This window comes from Rhizobium sp. BK591 (genome assembly GCF_014195045.1).
GTDB lineage: Bacteria > Pseudomonadota > Alphaproteobacteria > Rhizobiales > Rhizobiaceae > Rhizobium > Rhizobium anhuiense.
Map to the genome: position 1 here is coordinate 193889 of NZ_JACIAZ010000003.1, position 19285 is coordinate 213173.

Consider the following 19285-nt stretch of genomic DNA (forward strand, 5'->3'; position numbering starts at 1 on the left):
GCGGTCAGGAGAAAGCCCATGTGGCTCAGCAATTTCACCCTCGTTCTCCCAAACGAGGTGGTGAGTGAAGGTGCCGTGCGTGTTGAGGATGGCGTCATCGCTGAGATCAGGCCGGAGCCGGTCGCCGCCGCTGCCGTCGATGGCGGCGGACGGCTGCTGATGCCCGGATTCGTCGATCTGCACGGCGACATGATCGAGCGCGAGATCGCCCCGCGGCCGAACGCGACGATGCCGATCGATTTCGGCATCCACGAACTCGACAAGAAGCTTGCCGCCGCCGGTGTCACGACCGCCTTTGCCGCCGTCTCTTTTGCGACCGAGAGCGTCTACGGCCATGTCCGTTCGCTGGAGACGACCTCGGCAGTGATCGAGGGCATCAACCGTCTGCGCGATGATCTGCTGATCGACCACCGCGTCCATGCCCGCTACGAAATCACCAATGTCGGTGCAGCCCCGGCACTCGAGCGTCTGCTGAATGCCGACCAGATCGACATGGTGTCGCTGACCGACCACACGCCGGGCCAGGGCCAATACAACAATCTGCAGAGCTACATCCTCAGCATTTCCGAGCGCCGCGCCATCTCAGAGGACATGGCGGCGGAGATCGTCGCCAAGCGCATCGCCATGCGCAACAATCCTGACATCGAGGCCAAGCTGAAGGAGATTGTCGCGCTGTCGCTGAAGCACAAGCTGTCGCTTGCCTCGCATGACGATGACAGCGTCGAAAAGGTCGCCGAAATGTATGATCTCGGCGTGACCATCAGCGAGTTTCCGGTCACGGCGCCTGCGGCGGAAGAGGCGCGCCGCCGTGGCCTCTGGACGCTGATGGGCGCGCCGAACGCGCTGCGCGGCCAGTCGATGTCGGGCAATCTCAGCGCCCTCGATGCCGCAAGGGCCGGCCTGCTCAGCGTCATCGCCGCCGATTATCATCCGGCCGCCTTCGTGCCCGGCATCTTCAAGCTTGCCGACATGGTGGAAGGCGGCCTGCCGGCAGCCGTTGCCATGGCGACCGGCAATGCGGCCCGCTCGGCCGGTCTGTCGGATCGTGGCGAGATCGCCCTTGGTCAGCGCGCCGATCTCGTCGTGGTCGAACCGGGCGATATCAACCGCATCCGCGCCACTTTCCGCGCCGGCCGCTTCGTCTACAGCGACGGCACGCTGCATCCGCTGCGGGCTTTGGCGGCTTAGCTGCACGTCTGAGCGTCGAAATAATCCCTCCACCACAGAATGACGAGATCCCGGCTAAGCTGGCTTTCTCGTCGACGGTACCCCGACTATCACATAACTCCGGAACAAGACGCCAACGATGCGGAGTCAAGATGTCATCTGAGCCGAGATTGCTGCACAAGGAGTGGGGGCTGCTACCGCTCGTTTTAAGTGGAATCGCGACAATATGTGTAATTGTTGTGTCAATTTACTACGACAACCAATATGGTATCCCGAAAGTCTATATAGGTGGCAAATATATACAATGCGAAAAATCGGCTGCTTCCTTATTGAATGCGATTATATTTGTATATAAGTATCCAGGATTTGTTCTGATATTTATTTCTTTGATTTCTGTTGTTTTTTGTTATATATACGACAGGGGAATATTTGTTTTTGTTGTAATATATTTTGTAATATTCAACTATACATTTGCTACGATATTGAGCGGATCCAAGATTGTTTTAAGTCAAGCTTCAGTAGAGACGCTGTGTGAGAGGGGAGGTTACGGCTCGGTCGCGATTCACCTTCCTCTATTGTTTTTGTCCTCTTACGTAATCATTGGAAATATTGTTCTGGTGGCCAAGCGATGGCTCAGAAGGAGAATCAAGAATACCTGATACCACAGGATGGAATCAGTTGGCTGACCTCTGTGATTATTTTGGGGTCATAGCGGCGAGCGCTGCTCAATTCTTTCCGAAAGCTCCGGTGTTGAGATCAGTAGGGAAGACCTGATAAAGTTACAGGCTTTCAGAAAATAGCGCAGCAATCTAAGCGCGGTCGCCGATCAGCGAAATCAGCTGTGCCTTGGGTGCGGCGGTCGAGGCCTCCGCGCCGACGGCCTTGCCGCCTTCCATCGTCACCCGGCCTTCGGCAAACAGCCGCAGCGCCTGCGGATAGATTTGATGTTCGATGGTGAGCACACGCGCGGCAAGGCTTTCGGCTGTGTCGCCCGAGAGAACCGGTACGACCGCCTGGCCGATCACCGGCCCTTCATCCATGCCCTCGGTGACGAAATGCACCGTGCAGCCCGCGATCCGCATCCCGGCGTCGATCGCCCGCTGATGCGTATGCAGGCCGGGAAACAGCGGCAGCAGGGAAGGGTGGATGTTGAGCATCCGGCCTTCGTAACGCTGGATGAAAGTTGCCGTCAGTAGCCGCATGTAGCCTGCCAGGCACAGAATGTCGGGCGAAAGCTCGTCGAGCGCCGAAAAGATCGCCGCCTCATGCGCGTCCTTGCTGGCGTAGTCCTTGCGGGGGAAAGCGAAGGTGGCGATGCCTTCGGCATCAGCCTTGGCAAGCCCGCCGGCATCCGCCTTGTCGGAGATCACCCCGACGATCTCGGCCGGATAGTCGGCGGCCTTCGCCGCCGCAACCAACGCCATCATGTTGGAGCCGCTGCCTGATATGAAGACGACGACGCGTTTGCGCGGTGCGCTCATATCGCAAGCGTGCCCTTGTAGACCGTGCCGGCAGCGCCTTCGTCGCGGGCGATCATGCGGCCGAGCGTGATCACAGTCTCGCCCTCGGCTTCGAGGGCGGCCGAAACGGCCGCGACGTTCTCGACGGCAACGACGGCGATCATGCCGACGCCGCAATTGAAGGTGCGCAGCATTTCCCTGGATTCGACGCCGCCCGTCTTGGCGAGCCACGAAAACACCGCTGGAACCTTGACGGCATCAAGATCGATCTCGGCGGCTAGGTGTTTCGGCAAGACGCGCGGAATGTTTTCCGGGAAACCGCCGCCGGTGATGTGCGCCAGCGCCTTGATGGCGCCGGTCTCGCGGATCGCCTTCAGAAGCGGCTTCACATAGATGCGGGTCGGCTCGAGCAGCGCTTCGCCGAGCAGCCTGCCTTCGGCAAAAGGTGCGGCGGCGCTCCAGTCGAGGCCGGACAGTTCCACGATCTTGCGTACCAGCGAAAAGCCGTTGGAATGGACGCCGGAGGAGGCGAGGCCGAGGATCACGTCACCCTCGGCGATATCGCCCGAGGGCAGCAGCTTGCCGCGTTCGGCAGCACCCACGGCAAAACCGGCGAGATCGTAGTCGCCGGAGGAATACATGCCGGGCATCTCGGCGGTCTCGCCGCCGATCAGCGCGCAGCCGGCCTCGCGGCAGCCGGCGGCAATGCCGCCGACGATGGCTGCGCCCTGGTCGGGGTCGAGCTTGCCGGTCGCGAAATAATCGAGGAAGAACAGCGGCTCGGCGCCCTGCACCACGAGATCGTTGACGCACATGGCGACGAGGTCGATGCCGACGGTGTCGTGATAGTCGGCATCGATGGCGATCTTCAGCTTGGTGCCGACGCCGTCATTGGCGGCGACCAGAACCGGATCGCTGAAGCCCGCCGCCTTGAGGTCGAAGAGCCCGCCGAAGCCGCCGATCTCGCCATCGGCGCCGGGACGGCGCGTCGAACGCACTGCCGGCTTGATCTTCTCGACGAGGAGGTTGCCGGCATCGATATCGACGCCTGCATCGCTATATGTCAGGCCGTTTTTCCCAGACTGGCTCATGCTGGTCTCCGATGGCTATTTCAGGCGGCAAACGTGCCGCGTCATCTGCCGGTCGCAATTGCATGACAGGGGCGTTTATGCAAGCGTTGCATGGCAAAAGCCCCCAATTTCCCGCGTCTCCCTCCACCCTTTCCGGGATTTGACGCGACAGGGTTGACCATCTTTGCGCCTGCATCCTATGTGCTGAATGGCCGCTTCGGATCGGATGCGGCGTTTGGCGGCGGCGAGCAATCAACGGGGAAGCGATGCCACAGCATGTCAGCGGCAACAGTCTCAAGCGTCAGATCTTCTTCTGGCTGGCAGTGCTCGTCTTCTTCATCGTCTTTCTCTATGTCTTCAGCTCGATCCTGCTGCCTTTCATCGCCGGCATGGCGATCGCCTATTTCCTCGATCCGGTGGCCGACCGGCTTGAACGCCTGGGCCTGAGCCGCATGATGGCGACCATCGGCATTCTGGTCGCCTTCGTCATCGTCTTCGCCTTAGCGCTGATGATCCTCATTCCGGTGCTCATCAGCCAGTTCAACGATTTTGCCGAGCGTCTGCCGGGTTATATCAGCCAGTTGCAGCAGTTCATCACGCAGGCGCAGAATTCGCTGCTGCCGGACTGGGTCGAGAACCAGATGGGCGCGATCAAGGACAATCTCTCCGGCATCCTGTCGGAGGGTATGGGGTTCCTCACCGGGCTCTTCGCGCAGATCTGGAATTCCGGCAAGGCGATCGTCGACGTCATATCGCTGCTCGTCGTCACCCCCGTCGTCGCCTTCTATATCCTGCTGGACTGGGACCGCATGGTTGCCAAGGTCGATCAGTGGATCCCGCGCGATTATGTCAGCGATGTCCGCCAGATCGCCAAGGAGATCGACCAGGCGATCGCGGGCTTCATCCGCGGCCAGGGCTCGCTCTGCCTTATCCTCGGCATCTATTATGCCGTCGGCCTTTCTCTCGTCGGGTTGAATTTCGGCCTGCTGATCGGCCTCTTCGCCGGCATGATCAGTTTCATTCCCTATGTCGGCTCGATGGTTGGCCTCGTCCTCGCCATCGGCGTGGCGCTCGTGCAGTTCTGGCCGGATTATCCCTGGATCGGGCTGGTGCTCGTCGTCTTCTTCAGTGGTCAGTTCCTGGAAGGCAACATTCTGCAGCCGAAGCTCGTCGGTTCCAGCGTCGGCCTGCATCCGGTCTGGCTGATGTTTGCGCTTTTTGCCTTCGGCGCGCTCTTCGGTTTCGTCGGTCTTTTGGTCGCCGTGCCGGCCGCCGCAGCCGTCGGCGTCCTTGTTCGCTTCGCGCTTTCACGCTACCTTCAGAGCGATCTTTATTTTGGCGGGTCATCAAGCGGCCGCGCCAGGAAGACGAAATCAGTTCCCAATGAATGACGTCAAGAACGCTGATCCGAAGCGCAAGGCCGGAGAGCAGTTGCCGCTGGTCTTTTCGCACGATGCCGCAAGCGGGCGCGACGACCTCCTGATCTCGGAGCGTCTCGCCGCCGCCGTTTCGATCGTCGATGCCTGGCCCGCATGGCCATCGCCGGTCGTCGTGCTCGCCGGCCCGGTCGGCTCGGGTAAATCGCATCTTGCCCGCATCTGGCGGGACTTGAGCGGCGCCGTCGACATCCATCCCGAGCTCGGCTCGGATGCCGCCGTTGCCGCCGCCGCCGGCCCGGTGCTGTTCGAGGACGCCGATCGCCTCGGCTTCGATGACAACGCGCTATTCCACGTCATCAACAGCGTGCGCGAAAACGGCACCAGCCTGCTGATCACCAGCCGTCTCTGGCCGATGTCATGGCCGGTTTCGCTGCCCGATCTGCGCTCACGCCTGAAAGCGGCAACCGTCGTCGAGATCGGCGAACCCGATGAGGCGCTGTTGTCGCAGGTGATCGTCAAGCTCTTCGCCGACCGGCAGCTTTATATAGATGACAAACTCGTGCTCTATATCGTCAACCGGATGGAGCGGTCGCTGAACGCGGCCCAGACGATCGTCGAAAGGCTCGACCGGCTGGCCCTGTCGCGGGGTACGAAAATCACCCGGTCTCTTGCGGCCGAAGTATTGAATGAATTGGGAAATTCAGAACCGGCCGATTGACTGTCACAGTTCCGTCGTCAAACTGATATAATTGCCTTTGGCGATTGAGAACGGGGTAAGCGGACAATGGATAGTGCAGTCGCAGAACATCAAGAACTCGCTCCCGAGATCAACGACAACACTCCCCCGCTGGAAGAGCTGCTCAAGAGCCCCGAGCGCTTCATCAACCGAGAATTCTCCTGGCTGCAGTTCAACCGCCGTGTCCTCGAAGAAACGCTGAATACCGAGCATCCGCTGCTCGAGCGCGTCCGCTTCTTGTCGATCTCAGCCGCCAACCTCGATGAATTCTTCATGGTGCGTGTCGCCGGCCTCGAGGGCCAGGTGCGCCAGAACATCGCCATCCGCAGCCCCGACGGCAAGACGCCGGCCGAGCAGCTCGACTCGATCCTGCAGGAGATCGACCATCTGCAGATGGAGCAGCAGGCCTCGCTCGCCGTCCTGCAGCAATATCTCGCCAAGGAAGACATCCTGATCGTGCGCCCCGGCGCCTTGAGCGATGCCGACCGCCAGTGGCTGGCTGCCGAATTCGAACAGGCGATCTTCCCGGTCCTGACGCCGCTGTCGATCGATCCGGCCCATCCGTTCCCCTTCATTCCGAATCTCGGCTTCTCGATCGGCCTGCAGCTCGTCAGCAAGAACGGCCGCGAGCCGATGACGGCGCTGCTGCGCCTGCCGGTGGCGCTCGACCGCTTCGTTCGTCTGCCGGATGATGGAAACACGATCCGCTACATCACGCTGGAAGATGTCGCCAACATCTTCATCCATCGGCTCTACCCGGGTTACGAGGTGCAGGGTTCCGGTACGTTCCGCGTCATCCGCGACAGCGATATCGAAGTCGAGGAAGAGGCCGAGGATCTCGTCCGCTTTTTCGAAACGGCGCTGAAGCGCCGCCGCCGCGGTAAGGTCATCCGCATCGAGACCGACTCGGAAATGCCGGCCTCGCTGCGCCAGTTCGTCGTTCAGGCCCTCAATATCCCGGACAATCGCGTCGCCGTTCTGCCGGGTCTTTTGGCGTTGAACACCCTGTCCGAGATCACCAAGGCGCCGCGCGAGGATCTCAGGTTTGCCCCCTACAATGCGCGATTTCCCGAGCGCGTTCGCGAACATGCCGGCGACTGCTTTGCCGCCATCCGCGAAAAGGACATGGTCGTCCATCACCCCTACGAATCTTTCGACGTGGTGGTCCAGTTTCTTCTCCAGGCTGCGCGCGATCCTGACGTCCTGGCGATAAAGCAGACGCTTTACCGTACCTCCAACGACAGCCCGATCGTCCGCGCCCTGATCGACGCCGCCGAAGCCGGCAAGTCGGTGACGGCGCTGGTCGAGCTCAAGGCCCGCTTCGACGAAGAGGCGAACATCCGCTGGGCGCGCGATCTCGAACGCGCCGGCGTGCAGGTCGTCTTCGGTTTCATCGAGCTCAAGACCCATGCCAAGATGTCGATGGTCGTCCGGCGCGAGGAAGGCAAGCTGCGCACCTATTGCCACCTCGGAACGGGCAACTACCACCCGATCACCGCGAAGATTTATACCGACCTTTCCTATTTTACCTGCAATCCCGTCATCGCCCATGACATGGCGAATATCTTCAACTTCATCACCGGCTACGGCGAGCCTGAACAGGGCATGCAGCTCGCCATCTCGCCCTATACGATGCGCCCGCGCATCCTGCGCCACATCGAGGAGGAGATCCAGCATGCCAGGAACGGCGCGCCGGCCGCGATCTGGATGAAGATGAACGCGCTTGTCGATCCCGACATCATCGATGCGCTCTATCGCGCCAGCCATGCCGGCGTCGAGATCGATCTGGTGGTGCGCGGCATCTGCTGCCTGCGCCCGCAGGTGCCCGGGCTTTCGGAGAAGATCCGCGTCAAGTCGATCGTCGGCCGCTTCCTCGAACACAGTCGCATCTTCTGCTTCGGCAACGGCCACGGCCTGCCGTCCGATAAGGCGCTGGTTTACATCGGTTCGGCCGACATGATGCCGCGAAACCTCGATCGCCGCGTCGAAACCATGGTTCCGCTGACGAATCCGACCGTTCACGAGCAAGTCTTGTCACAGATTATGCTCGGCAACGTGATTGACAATCAACAAAGCTACGAGATATTGCCCGACGGTACGTCGCGACGCATGGAAGTGCGCAGGGGCGAAGAACCGTTCAATGCGCAGCAGTATTTCATGACCAATCCGAGCCTGTCGGGCCGTGGTGAAGCTCTGAAGTCCAGTGCGCCGAAGCTGATCGCCGGCCTGCTCGAAGGCCGCAACAACAAGTAAAACTGGACCTAAATGGTTGAATCTGAAGCCCAGGGGCGCCTTCCGGGGATCGCCCCGGTCTCCGTCGTCGATATTGGATCGAATTCCATTCGTCTAGTCGTCTACGAAGGCATGTCCCGTTCGCCGACCGTCCTGTTCAACGAAAAGGTCCTCTGCGGCCTTGGCAAGGGCGTCGCCCTTACCGGCAAGATGGATGAAGACAGCGTCGCGCGGGCTTTGGCGGCGCTGCATCGTTTCAAGGCTCTGTCCGACCAGGCGCGCGCCGCCACCATGTATGTGCTGGCAACGGCAGCCGCGCGCGAGGCGAGCAACGGTCCCGATTTCATCCACCAGGCAGAAACCATCCTGAACCGCAAAGTCCGCGTGCTTTCGGGCGAGGAAGAGGCGAAATTCGCCTCGCTCGGCATCATCAGCGGTTTCTACAATCCTGACGGCATTGCCGGCGACCTTGGCGGCGGCTCGCTGGAGCTGATCGATATCAAGGGTAAGGAATTCGGCAAGGGCATCACTCTGCCGCTCGGCGGCCTGCGCCTGTCGGAATATGCCGGCGGTTCGCTCTCCAAGGCCCAGAGCTTTGCCCGCAAGCAGTTGAAGACGGCAAAGCTGCTGTCGAAAGGCGAGGGGCGTACCTTCTACGCCGTGGGCGGCACCTGGCGAAACATCGCCAAGCTGCACATGGAAATCACCCATTATCCGCTGCACATGATGCAGGGCTATGAGGTGTCGCTCGAAGCGATGATGCAGTTCCTCGACCAGGTGGTGGCCGCGCGCGACTCCAGGGAGCCGGCGCTGCAGGCCGTTTCCAAGCACCGTCGGTCGCTGCTGCCCTTCGGCGCCGTCGCCATGAAGGAAGTGCTGAGCGCGATGAAGCCGTCGATGATTTCCTTCTCGGCGCAAGGTGTGCGCGAGGGATATCTCTATTCGCTGCTGTCGGAGGCCGAGCGCCGCGCCGATCCGCTGCTTGCCGCTGCCGGCGAGCTGGCGATCCTGCGTGCCCGCTCGCCGGAGCATGCTCGCGAGCTGGCCGAATGGACCGGCCGCATGATGCCCCTCTTCGGCATCCAGGAAACCGAAGAGGAAAGCCGCTACCGTCAGGCCGCCTGTCTGCTTGCCGATATCAGCTGGCGCGCCCATCCTGACTATCGAGGGCTGCAGGCGCTGAACGTCATCGCTCACTCTTCCTTCGTCGGCATCAGTCATCCCGGCCGCGCCTTTATCGCGCTTTCCAACTATTACCGTTTCGAAGGCCTGCATGACGACGGCGCCACCGGCCCGCTGGCCCAGATCGCCACGCCTCAGCTCATCGAGCGCGCCAAGCTGCTCGGCGGCATGCTGCGTGTCGTCTACCTCTTCTCGGCCTCGATGCCCGGCATCGTCAAGAACCTGACCTTCCGCAAATCGCCGAACCCGGACCTCGACCTCGAATTCGTCGTGCCTCCCGAGTACCGCGATTTCGCCGGCGAACGCCCGGACGGCCGCCTGCAGCAGCTGTCGAGACTGACCAACAAGCGGCTGGCGTTTCTGTTCGAGTAGGGTAGGCATCTTTACGGCGGGCTGTTTTGACCGTGCCGTCCCTCCGCCTTCCCTCATTCCTGTGCTCGTCACAGGAATCCAGCCACCGCGCGTCCGCTCGGTGAACGACTCAATGCGAGGGTTGAAAAAGTCTCTTGCGCCCAACGACTTGGGCGCACTGCATTCCTGTGACGAGCACAGGAATGAGGGAGAAACTTAGATGCCCACGACCAGATAAAAAAGGGCGGCGCTTACGTACCGCCCTCTCTATCTCACATCAAACCCGAATTACTTCGCGTTCAAAAACTCGCCGACCTCAAGCAGGCTGAACTCGTTATTGTCGGCCTTGTCGACGGCGCGGCCGGCCGAGAAGGGCAGGTTGTTGTCGTTGCCGATGATGATGTGCGTGGCGTCGACGCGGTCGACGTTTTCGATCGTCACGAACGGCATGTCGTAGACGCCGTCCTTGCTGCCGGCCTTCTTCTTGTTGTCGGGGTCCTGGATATTGAGGAGGTCGATATAGCCGATCTTGCGGACGGCCTTGCCGACATTGGCATCGTTGAACTCGATCTTGTAGACGCGCTTCAGTTCGGCCGGAGCCTCGAAGCAATCCGGCTTCGGCTGCTTGGGGTCGGCGCAGGCCTTGTCCTTGGCGCCGGCGCCGCTGTCGCGCTCGATGACGAGAGCGGTCGTGTCGTCGAGCATGTTGAAGTCGCCGATCGACACGCCCTTGTCTTCGAACGGATAGAGCCAGCTGCGGCCGGTCCACTTCTTGGCGGCGACGTCGAATTCGATAACGCGGATGGCGGTGTGGCCATCGACCGTTTCCATCGTGCCGTCATCCTTGTAGATGGCGCCTTCGAGTAGGCCGTAGAGCTTGGAACCATCCTTCGACATGGCGAGGCCTTCGAAGCCGCCGGAGCGCTTCAGGTTGAAGACCGGCATCTTCGCGGCCGGGTTGCCCGGCAGCTGGATCAGCGGATTGTCGGGCGAAAGCACCGGCTTGCCGTCGAGCGTCGTCGGGATGACGTCGGTCAGGCGGCCTGACGGGTCGAATTTCAGGATGTAGGGACCGAATTCGTCGCCGAGCCAGAAGCCGTCGGCAACCGGCTGGATCGATTCGATATCGAAGTCGGCGCCGGTGAGGTAGCGCGTGTCGGTGCCTTCGAGCACGATCGGGAACGGAGCGATCTTGTTGGGGTCGGAGAGGAAGAGGTTCTTGACGACATCAGCCTTGTTGCCGGCCCAGTCGAACTTCATCTGGTGCAGGAAGAGCATGGAGTCGGACGAGTTGGCCTTCGAGCCGAAGCCGTTGTCGGAGAGCGTCCAGAAGGTGCCGTCGGTCATCGTCTTGATGCCGGAAAAACCCTGGATCGGCTGGCCGTTGAAGGGAAGCTTCAGATCGGTGATGCGGGCGCCGTCCTTGCCGGGAACGGTGCCGAGCGCTTCGGTGCGCTTGCGGTCCGCCGTCGTGAACTTGCCGGAATGCTTGAGGAATTCGGGGGCATCGGCCGGTGCCGGAACCATGGTGTTGGCAGGCAGGATCGCCTGGCCGGCGAGCTTGGCCGGAAACTGCTGCTGGTCGGCCGCAGCGGAGGTCGCGACCAGGATGAAAAGCGATACGGAAGCAAAAAGGACGGTCTTCATAATATCCCCGTGGAACGGATGCGAATGCTTTCCGCTTAGCAGGGCTTTGATGTCAGCGAATTGACGGTTGGGTGAAGCTTTGGTGACGTGCGGCCGAACCGCTGCTCAGCCGTGCAGAATGACGGCGGGCGTGTTCAGGACGGTCACCGCGCGTGAGGAAAGCGCCATGACGCCAAGCGCCTGGCCGCGGCCCCTGACGGCATGGGTGCCGAGATCTTCGCAGGAGATGTTGTCGGGAAACTCCATGCGCCGGGCAAGCTCGGCGGAGATCAGCACCGGCCGGTTCAGACTGCGGCAGAGGGTTTCCAGCCGAGCGGTGGTGTTCACCGTATCGCCGAAATAGCTGATTTTGTGATGGTCGACGCCGACTTCGGCGGTGATGATCTCGCCGCCGTGAAGGGCGGCGCGCAGCTTCGGCACCTGGCCGTAATTTTTCCGCCAGCCGGCGGCATTGGCGTCGATATCGGCGAGAATGTCGAAGATGCAGCGCACGCAGCGCGCATTCTTGACACCACGGGCAAGCGGCCAGGTGATGATCGCGGCATCCCCGACATAGTCGTTGATCATGCCCTTGTGACGCCTGACGGGCTCGGCGAAGGTCGCAAACAGCGAGCTCAGCAGCTGCTGCGCCCTGAGGTCACCGTGCTTTTCGGCAAAGGCCGTCGAATCGACGAGATCGATGAACAGGAAGACACGTTCTTCCCTGACCGGATTGCGGTAGCGGCTGACGAGCATGCTGAGGAAAACGTCGCGGCCGAGCAGTTCTCGCACACGCAGGACGAAGATCATCAAGGCGCAGACCGCCAGCGCATAGAGGAAGACCTCGAACGGCATGATGACGAGATCGAGGAGCGACGGCGGCTTCAGCATGCCGACCGACCAGAGCAGCAGGCCCGCGCAGGCAAAGCCGATGCTCATCAGGATCTCATAGATCACCAGCTCGGTGATGATGAAGGCGAAAGTCGGCAGCTTTTGGATGCGCCTGTAGAGCGTGCGCAACAGCACCTTACGCTCGAAAGCGATGATCGGCATGCCGATGAAAAGCGCGAAGATCGCTCCGATGACGGGCGTCTGGTTGGAATAGAACATGGAATCATAGATGACGCCGCTGGCCGCGAGGACGATCGCGATCAGGATCCAATTCTGCGTCGGAGATATTTCCCGCATGCCGCCTCTGCGCCGTGATGTTTCACCCAGCCATTGTTTCCGGCCGGAACCAACCGTCAAGCGAATTCGAAACGACGGCGCCGCGTCGTTCGGACGCGTGAAGCACGATGCAGCCCTTGGAAGTGCTGCATAATCTATCCAACCTCAGAGGCTGACGGTTTCGACCTTCCGGTCGACGAAGCGCAGAGCGATGTCGCCCTGGATCAGCCGCAGCGCCGGCTCGCCGAAAAGATCGCGCCGCCAGCCGCTGAGGGCCGCGACATCGGCCTTTTCGCCCTCGGCGGCGATCCTGTCGAGATCCTCGCTGTTGGCGATCACCTTCGGCGCCACGCCGTGTTTTTCCGAAATCAGCTTCAACAGCACCTTGAGCAGTTCGACGGCGGCAGCGGCCCCTTCGGGCGCCTGCGCCTGGCGTGGTGCGTGCGGCATATCGGCCTTCGGAAGAGCAAGCGCCGCGTTGACGGCCTCGATGACAGCGGCGCCGGAAGTCGAGCGCTCCCAGCCTTTCGGAATGGTGCGCAACCGGCCCAGCGCCTCGGTATCCTTGGGCTGCTGCTGGGCGATCTCGTAGATCGCATCGTCCTTCAGCACGCGCGACCGCGGCACGTTGCGGGCGCGGGCCTCGCGTTCGCGCCAGGCGGCGACATATTTCAGGATCGCCAGCTCCTGCGGCTTGCGCAGGCGCATCTTCAATCGCTGCCAGGCATCGTCGGGATGCATGTCGTAGGTTTCGCGCGCCTCGAGAATGTCCATTTCCTCGGAGAGCCAGGAGGTGCGGCCTTCGCGATCGAGCTCCGCCTTCAGCGACAGGTAGACGTCGCGCAGGTGGGTGACGTCGGCCAGCGCATATTCCAGCTGCTTGTCGGAGAGCGGCCGGCGGCTCCAGTCGGTGAAGCGCGACGACTTGTCGATATGGACACTCTTGATGCGGCTGACCAGTTGATCGTAGGAGACGCTGTCGCCGAAGCCGCAGACCATGGCGGCGACCTGCGTGTCGAAGATCGGATGCGGAATGAGATTGCCGCGATTGAAGATGATTTCAATGTCCTGGCGCGCCGCATGAAAGACCTTCAGCACCTTCGTATCGGCCATCAGCTCGAAGAAGGGGGCGAGATCGATGCCCTTGGCCAGCGGATCGACGAGAACTTCGGTCGTCGGGCTTGCCATCTGGATCAGGCAGAGCTCCGGCCAGAAGGTCGTCTCGCGCAGGAATTCGGTGTCGATGGTGATGAAGTCGGACTTGGCCAGCTCTTTGCAGGCGGCCGCCAAATCGGCGGTGGTTTCGATCATATCATTTCATTCGCAAGGAAAAGGTCGGTTGAACCTTCCTTCTCCTTTCGGTTCGATATGTCAATACAACAGCATACGCTTCGAGCATTGCTGGCGAAGAATCACGTCCAAACTGAGGCAAGGGCGAACCACGGCGCGACGCGCGGCCACGATCGTGAAGGCGCGCGGTCTCAGCTCACCCTGAGATAACTCGTCATCCCCGTCTTCTGATGCTCGATGATATGGCAATGCAGCAGCCAGTCGCCGGGATTGTCGGCGACGAAGGCGAGCTGCACCTTCTCGTCCGGTTGGATGAGATAGGTATCGGAGGTGAGCGGCATCACCTCCCGCGTCGAGGAGGAGATCACCGTGAAGCTCATCCCGTGCAGATGGATCGGATGCGTATGCGGCGTGGTGTTCTCCAGATTGAAGACATAGCTCCTGCCGAGCTTCAATTCCGCAAGCGGCGCCGTCGGATCGGGCGTGTCGCCCGGCCACGGCACCTTGTTGATGGCCCAGAAACTGTAGCCGAGCGTGCCGCAGATGCTTTCGACGGCGGCATTCTCGGCGGTGGCGCTCAGCACCAGCGGGATCTGTTCGGCGGCGGAAAGATCGGCCTTCGGCACCGGATTTTCGACAAGCGTCCCGAGATCGCCGATATCGCGCTTCAACGATGATCCGACCGCGCGCAGGCTGGCGATCGTCTTCGGCGTCGTGCCGCGGATATCTTCCAGCGTCGCGACCGCGCCGTCGCTATCCGGCATGCGCACGGCGAGATCGAGCCGTTGACCCGGCCCGATCTGCAGGAGGTCGAGGGGAAAACGCTTCGGCACCGGGTTGCCGTCGATCGCAATCACCGTCGCATCGGCGCCTTCCATCTTCAGCGAGAAGATCCGCGTCACGTCGGTGATCGCGATGCGCAGCCGCACCAGCCCGCCGGCCGGCGCGTCATATTGCGGTTCCTGGTGCCAGTTGGCCGTGCGCACCGTGCCGTAGGTGCCGGTCTTGGCCGCGTCGCGCGGCCGGAAGGGAGCGATGAATTGCCCGTCGCCGCCGAGCCGCCAGTCACGCAGGTTCAGCACCACTTCGGCATCGAACCCCGGATCGGCTGGGTCCTCGACGACGATGACGCCGGTCATGCCGTGCCCCATCTGCGTCAGCGTGTTGCAATGTGGATGATACCAGAAGGTGCCGGCATCGGGTGGCGTGAAGGCATAATCGAAGCTGTCGCCGGTATAGATGTAGGGCTGCGTCATGAACGGTACGCCGTCCATGCGGTTGTCGATGCGAAGCCCGTGCCAGTGGATCGTGGTCGGCTCGTCGAGCCCGTTTTTCAGCCGCGCCGCATAAGGGCGTCCCTTGGTCATCCTCAAAACCGGCGGCATGCCGTCGTGGCCCCAGCTCATGATATCCTTGGTCGGTCCCGCCTCGGTCAGCATGGCCTCGGTCTTTACCGCCGTCAGCAACTGCGGCTCGGGAGCTGCCTCGGCAAGCCCGAATTTGCCGGCAATGCCAATGCCGGCGCCATAAGCGCCCGCGACGGCGGATGCCTTCAAGAGGTTGCGGCGGGTAAGCAGAGGCATGCGGACGCTCCACGGTGAGAATGCCGATCCTTTTAAAGTTGACCGGTAGCTTCAGCAATACGGCAAGCGCGGCCAAACTGCCGCAGCATGGCGGCCGCCGCCTCGCCATAAACGCGTGTCAAACGCCCGGCCGCGTGCGCCAAGCCTTGACAAATCGGAGCGTCCATGCGCTTTTCCGCCCGATTTTCTTGTCGGCGCTTGAGGGTCCTGAAACCCTTGCTGCCGTCTCAGTACATGCCAGGATTTGACATCATGCATCGCTATCGCAGCCACACATGCGCCGCACTCCGCAAGACGGATGTCGGCTCGACCGTCCGCATTTCCGGCTGGGTCCACCGCGTTCGCGACCATGGCGGCGTTCTCTTCATCGACCTTCGCGACCATTACGGCATTACCCAGGTCGTCGCCGATCCCGACAGCCCGGCCTTCAAGATGGCGGAAACCGTGCGCGGTGAATGGGTCATCCGCATCGACGGTCTCGTCAAGGCCCGCACCGAAGACACCGTCAACAAGACCATGGCGACCGGTGAGATCGAGCTCTACGCGCAGGAGATCGAAGTCCTCTCCGCCGCCAAGGAATTGCCGCTGCCGGTCTTCGGTGAGCCGGACTATCCCGAGGACGTCCGCCTCAAATATCGTTTCCTCGATCTTCGCCGCGAAACGCTGCACCGGAACATCGTCAAGCGCACCCAGGTCATCTCCGCCATGCGCCGCGAAATGGGCAATGTCGGCTTCACCGAATATACGACCCCGATCCTGACGGCTTCCTCGCCGGAAGGCGCACGCGACTTCCTCGTGCCCTCGCGCATTCATCCCGGCACCTTCTATGCCCTGCCGCAGGCGCCGCAGCAGTACAAGCAGCTGCTGATGGTCGCGGGCTTCGACCGCTACTTCCAGATCGCGCCGTGCTTCCGCGATGAAGATCCGCGCGCCGACCGCCTGCCGGGCGAATTCTATCAGCTCGACCTCGAAATGAGCTTCGTGACCCAGGAAGACGTCTGGAACACGATGGGTCCGTTGATGACCAACATTTTCGAGGAATTCGCCGAAGGCAAGCCGGTCACCAAGGAATGGCCGCGCATCCCCTATGACGAGGCGATCCGCAAATATGGTTCGGACAAGCCGGACTTGCGCAACCCGATCGTTATGGAAGCGGTGACCGAGCATTTCGCCGGCTCCGGCTTCAAGGTCTTCGCCGGCATGATCGCCTCCAACCCGAAGGTTGAGATCTGGGCGATCCCGGCAAAGACCGGCGGCTCGCGCGCCTTCTGCGACCGCATGAACGCCTGGGCGCAGAGCCAGGGCCAGCCGGGCCTCGGCTATATCTTCTGGCGCAGCGAGAACGACAAGCTCGAAGGCGCAGGTCCGCTTGCCAAGAACATCGGCGAGGAACGCACCGATGCGATCCGCACCCAGCTCGGTCTCGGTGATGGTGACGCCTGCTTCTTCGTCGCCGGCGAGCCGGAAAAGTTCTACAAGTTCGCCGGCGAGGCTCGCACCAAGGCTGGCGAAGAACTGAACCTCGTCGACCGCGACCGCTTCGAACTGTGCTGGATCGTCGACTTCCCCTTCTTCGAGTGGAGCGAGGAAGACAAGAAGGTCGACTTCGCCCACAACCCGTTCTCGATGCCGCAAGGCGGCCTTGACGCGCTGCAGAACCAGGATCCCTTGACGATCAAGGCGTTCCAGTATGACGCCGTCTGCAACGGCTTCGAAATCGCCTCGGGCTCGATCCGCAACCAGTCGCCGGAAACCATGGTCGCCGCCTTCGAGAAGGTCGGCCTCAGCCAGCAGGATGTCGAAGATCGTTTCGGCGGTCTCTACCGTGCCTTCCAGTATGGCGCGCCCCCGCATGGCGGCGCTGCCTTCGGCATCGATCGCATCGTCATGCTGCTCGTCGGCGCGAAGAACCTGCGCGAAATCTCGCTGTTCCCGATGAACCAGCAGGCCCAGGACCTCTTGATGGGGGCGCCGAGCCCGGCAACGCCGACGCAGCTGCGCGAGCTCTCGATCCGGCCGATCCCGCCGGTCAAGAAAGACTGAGATCTCTGATCCCAAATGCAAAAGCCCGGCGGCACAACCGCCGGGCTTTTTGCTTGTTTCACTCGCTCATAATGCCGCGTAGATCGCCTCGCGAAGATCGACGGTGAACTTGCCCCACATGCCCTCCAGCGTCGTGTTGGTCAGCGCCACGACGGTCAGCCCGTTGACCGGGTCGATGAACCAGCTATGGCCGTAGACGCCGCCCCATTTCAGCGTGCCCTTGGGGAAGGGGACGCCTGCCTCGGCCGGATTGGTGATAACGGACCAGCCGAAACCGAAGCCGGAACCGGGCTCGTGCTGTTGGCGGCGCCCGCCGGCCTGGTCGGTCGTCATCATCCCTACGGTTTCGCTCGAGACCAGCGGGGCGCCGCCCCTGCGGATGGTGTCGAGGATGGCGAGCACGTCACCCGCGGTTCCCGCCATGCCGGCGCCGCCCGAATGATAGGAGGCGGGGTCGAAGATACGGTTCGGCGCGAAGCGGATGGGACCCATCAGCGACATCACCAGCGCATTCTCGCCCATCAGCGCCGGTTCCGGTGAAGCATCCATATAGGCCGCCGCCAGCCGGCTGCGGTCGCGAACCGAAAACGTGGTATCGGCAAGACCGAGCGGTTTCGTCACTAGATCAGCGACCGCGTCGCCGAGCGGCACGCCGGTTTCCGCCTCGATGACGCCGCCCAGAACATCCATGGCGAGGGAATATTGCCAGTCGCTGCCCGGGGTGAAGCGCAGCGGCGCGCTGGCGATCCGCCGCAGGTTCTCGGCCAGCGGCAGTCCCGGTTCGTCGAGGCCGTCGGAAACGCCGGCGCTGATATAAGGGCCGCCGTCCTCTTCGGAGAAGCTGTAGCCGAGGCCCGCTGTATGGGTCAGCAGGTGGCGGATGCGAATGGTTGCTTCGGCGCCGTCGGGCAGCCTTGGACGGAAGTCCGGCAGCCATTGCGTCACCGCGTCGTCGAGCCCGATTCTTTCCTGCTCGACGAGCCGCATCGCGGCGATGGTGACGATCGGCTTGGTAATGGAGGCGAGCCTGAAGATCGTGTCCTCGCGCATGGCCAAACCGTTTTCGCGATCGGCAAGGCCGGCGGCGCGGCGATGGACGATCTCTCCGTCGCGGGCGATAAGCACCACCGTTCCAACCAGCCGTTGTTCGGTAAGCGCGCTTGTGATTGCCGCATCGACCGCTGCGGCAAGGGATGAACTCCTGTCGGCATCCGCCGTTTCGAGGGGAAGACTCATCAGATTAAATCTCCTATAATCACAATGACCGTTCCTGAATATAGCAAGGCGCCTCGAATTTCTAGAGTGATCATTGTGAAAAATACTCCAGACGTAGAAAAAACCACCGCCCGACGACGCGGCCGCCCGCCGGCCTTCGACCGCGAGACCGTTCTCTCGGCGGCGCGCGAGACCTTCTGGGCGCATGGATATGAGGGCGCCTCGATCGCCGATCTCACCGCCGCCATGGGCATCACGCCGCAAAGCCTCTATGCCGCCTTCCACTCGAAGGCCGATCTCTATCGCGCGGCGCTCGAGCAATATCGCGGCCTGGGCGCCGATACGTTTTCCGCGCTCGGCGAGCCGATCGACACCGTCTCCGCCTTCGAGCGCATATTGCGGGGCTCGGCGGCGATCTTCTCGGCACCGGAGCATCCGAAAGGCTGCATGATCTCGACGGCAGCGCTGAACTGCGCCAGCGAGAACGACGTGATCGTCGATCATGTTGCCGCGATGCGCCGTCGGTCGCTCGACGCTTTCACCGCGAGGATCGAGCGCGGCATTCGCGAAGGCGATATCAAGGCCGGGACGAACCCTCGCGCACTCGCACGGTTCCTCGGCGCCATCATCCAGGGCATGTCGGTGCAGGCGAGGGACGGGGCGCCTCTTGAAGAACTGCTTGATATCGCAGCCCACGCGATCGCCGAGGTCGCCCGCCACCGCGCCTGAAAACGAAAAGGCCCGGCAGTCCGTGAACTGGCCCCGAAAGTTGGACATCAACCTT

The 19285-nt window shown here is 61.9% G+C and carries 14 protein-coding genes; 7 read left to right on the forward strand and 7 right to left on the reverse strand.

Annotation, left to right across the window (positions count from 1 at the left end; genetic code table 11):
• Positions 1 to 18 precede the first annotated feature (18 nt).
• Complete coding sequence (locus FHX10_RS14010) at positions 19 to 1188, forward strand: alpha-D-ribose 1-methylphosphonate 5-triphosphate diphosphatase (protein ID WP_184389529.1); 1170 nt, start codon at positions 19 to 21, stop codon at positions 1186 to 1188.
• A gap of 788 nt (positions 1189 to 1976) precedes the next feature.
• Here FHX10_RS14010 and purN read toward each other — a convergent pair.
• Together purN and purM are read right to left on the reverse strand one after the other, a co-directional pair.
• Positions 1977 to 2648, reverse strand: a complete 672-nt coding sequence (gene purN, locus FHX10_RS14015) for a phosphoribosylglycinamide formyltransferase (protein ID WP_097542987.1) — start codon at positions 2646 to 2648, stop codon at positions 1977 to 1979.
• Positions 2645 to 3718: a phosphoribosylformylglycinamidine cyclo-ligase gene (gene purM, locus FHX10_RS14020; protein ID WP_025570225.1), complete on the reverse strand. Its 1074-nt coding sequence runs from the start codon at positions 3716 to 3718 to the stop codon at positions 2645 to 2647. The genes purN and purM overlap by 4 nt, the downstream gene beginning before the upstream one ends.
• A 245-nt stretch (positions 3719 to 3963) precedes the next feature.
• Between purM and FHX10_RS14025 the strand changes: the two genes are divergently transcribed.
• From FHX10_RS14025 to ppx, 4 genes are all read left to right on the forward strand, one after another.
• Positions 3964 to 5088 (forward strand): AI-2E family transporter, encoded by a 1125-nt coding sequence (locus tag FHX10_RS14025; protein ID WP_097542988.1) that lies wholly within the window; start codon positions 3964 to 3966, stop codon positions 5086 to 5088.
• On the forward strand, positions 5081 to 5794 hold the full coding sequence (hdaA, locus tag FHX10_RS14030) for a DnaA regulatory inactivator HdaA (protein ID WP_025570229.1): 714 nt from the start codon (positions 5081 to 5083) through the stop codon (positions 5792 to 5794). Before FHX10_RS14025 ends, hdaA begins: the two co-directional genes overlap by 8 nt.
• 66 nt (positions 5795 to 5860) lie before the next feature.
• The gene (locus tag FHX10_RS14035; RefSeq protein ID WP_047616369.1) at positions 5861 to 8065 is read left to right on the forward strand and encodes an RNA degradosome polyphosphate kinase; all 2205 of its coding nucleotides are present in this window, start codon (positions 5861 to 5863) and stop codon (positions 8063 to 8065) included.
• A 12-nt stretch (positions 8066 to 8077) separates the two neighbouring features.
• On the forward strand, positions 8078 to 9598 hold the full coding sequence (gene ppx / locus FHX10_RS14040; protein ID WP_184389531.1) for an exopolyphosphatase: 1521 nt from the start codon (positions 8078 to 8080) through the stop codon (positions 9596 to 9598).
• Positions 9599 to 9865: 267 nt separating this feature from the next.
• Here the strand turns inward: ppx and FHX10_RS14045 are convergent, their stop codons facing one another.
• The 4 genes from FHX10_RS14045 to FHX10_RS14060 form a co-directional block, all read right to left on the reverse strand.
• Positions 9866 to 11224 (reverse strand): esterase-like activity of phytase family protein, encoded by a 1359-nt coding sequence (locus FHX10_RS14045; RefSeq protein WP_063474264.1) that lies wholly within the window; start codon positions 11222 to 11224, stop codon positions 9866 to 9868.
• A gap of 105 nt (positions 11225 to 11329) precedes the next feature.
• Complete coding sequence (locus tag FHX10_RS14050) at positions 11330 to 12391, reverse strand: adenylate/guanylate cyclase domain-containing protein (protein WP_025570680.1); 1062 nt, start codon at positions 12389 to 12391, stop codon at positions 11330 to 11332.
• Positions 12392 to 12535: 144 nt separating this feature from the next.
• On the reverse strand, positions 12536 to 13681 hold the full coding sequence (gene rnd / locus FHX10_RS14055; protein WP_063474265.1) for a ribonuclease D: 1146 nt from the start codon (positions 13679 to 13681) through the stop codon (positions 12536 to 12538).
• A gap of 170 nt (positions 13682 to 13851) precedes the next feature.
• Positions 13852 to 15243 (reverse strand): multicopper oxidase family protein, encoded by a 1392-nt coding sequence (locus tag FHX10_RS14060; RefSeq protein ID WP_097542991.1) that lies wholly within the window; start codon positions 15241 to 15243, stop codon positions 13852 to 13854.
• A 252-nt stretch (positions 15244 to 15495) separates the two neighbouring features.
• On the opposite strand from FHX10_RS14060, the gene aspS reads away from it, so the two are divergent.
• Entirely contained in the window at positions 15496 to 17286 is a 1791-nt protein-coding gene (aspS, locus tag FHX10_RS14065; RefSeq protein WP_047616382.1) for an aspartate--tRNA ligase, read from the forward strand.
• A gap of 66 nt (positions 17287 to 17352) precedes the next feature.
• Here aspS and FHX10_RS14070 read toward each other — a convergent pair whose 3' ends face one another.
• Positions 17353 to 18522 carry a serine hydrolase domain-containing protein gene (locus tag FHX10_RS14070; protein WP_097542992.1) on the reverse strand — a complete coding sequence of 390 codons (1170 nt, stop codon included), beginning with the start codon at positions 18520 to 18522 and terminating at the stop codon, positions 17353 to 17355.
• Positions 18523 to 18588: 66 nt separating this feature from the next.
• Here FHX10_RS14070 and FHX10_RS14075 point away from each other — a divergent pair, with 66 nt between their 5' ends.
• Entirely contained in the window at positions 18589 to 19230 is a 642-nt protein-coding gene (locus tag FHX10_RS14075) for a TetR/AcrR family transcriptional regulator (RefSeq protein WP_097542993.1), read from the forward strand.
• Positions 19231 to 19285 lie beyond the last annotated feature (55 nt).

Coding starts and splice junctions, on each gene's coding strand:
- FHX10_RS14050 (WP_025570680.1), bottom strand. CDS start 12,391: ATGCGGGAAATATCTCCGACGCAGAATTGGATCCTGATCGCGATCGTC.
- FHX10_RS14070 (WP_097542992.1), bottom strand. CDS start 18,522: ATGAGTCTTCCCCTCGAAACGGCGGATGCCGACAGGAGTTCATCCCTT.
- aspS (WP_047616382.1), top strand. CDS start 15,496: ATGCATCGCTATCGCAGCCACACATGCGCCGCACTCCGCAAGACGGAT.
- ppx (WP_184389531.1), top strand. CDS start 8,078: ATGGTTGAATCTGAAGCCCAGGGGCGCCTTCCGGGGATCGCCCCGGTC.
- hdaA (WP_025570229.1), top strand. CDS start 5,081: ATGAATGACGTCAAGAACGCTGATCCGAAGCGCAAGGCCGGAGAGCAG.
- FHX10_RS14060 (WP_097542991.1), bottom strand. CDS start 15,243: ATGCCTCTGCTTACCCGCCGCAACCTCTTGAAGGCATCCGCCGTCGCG.
- FHX10_RS14035 (WP_047616369.1), top strand. CDS start 5,861: ATGGATAGTGCAGTCGCAGAACATCAAGAACTCGCTCCCGAGATCAAC.
- purM (WP_025570225.1), bottom strand. CDS start 3,718: ATGAGCCAGTCTGGGAAAAACGGCCTGACATATAGCGATGCAGGCGTC.
- purN (WP_097542987.1), bottom strand. CDS start 2,648: ATGAGCGCACCGCGCAAACGCGTCGTCGTCTTCATATCAGGCAGCGGC.
- FHX10_RS14010 (WP_184389529.1), top strand. CDS start 19: ATGTGGCTCAGCAATTTCACCCTCGTTCTCCCAAACGAGGTGGTGAGT.
- rnd (WP_063474265.1), bottom strand. CDS start 13,681: ATGATCGAAACCACCGCCGATTTGGCGGCCGCCTGCAAAGAGCTGGCC.
- FHX10_RS14045 (WP_063474264.1), bottom strand. CDS start 11,224: ATGAAGACCGTCCTTTTTGCTTCCGTATCGCTTTTCATCCTGGTCGCG.
- FHX10_RS14025 (WP_097542988.1), top strand. CDS start 3,964: ATGCCACAGCATGTCAGCGGCAACAGTCTCAAGCGTCAGATCTTCTTC.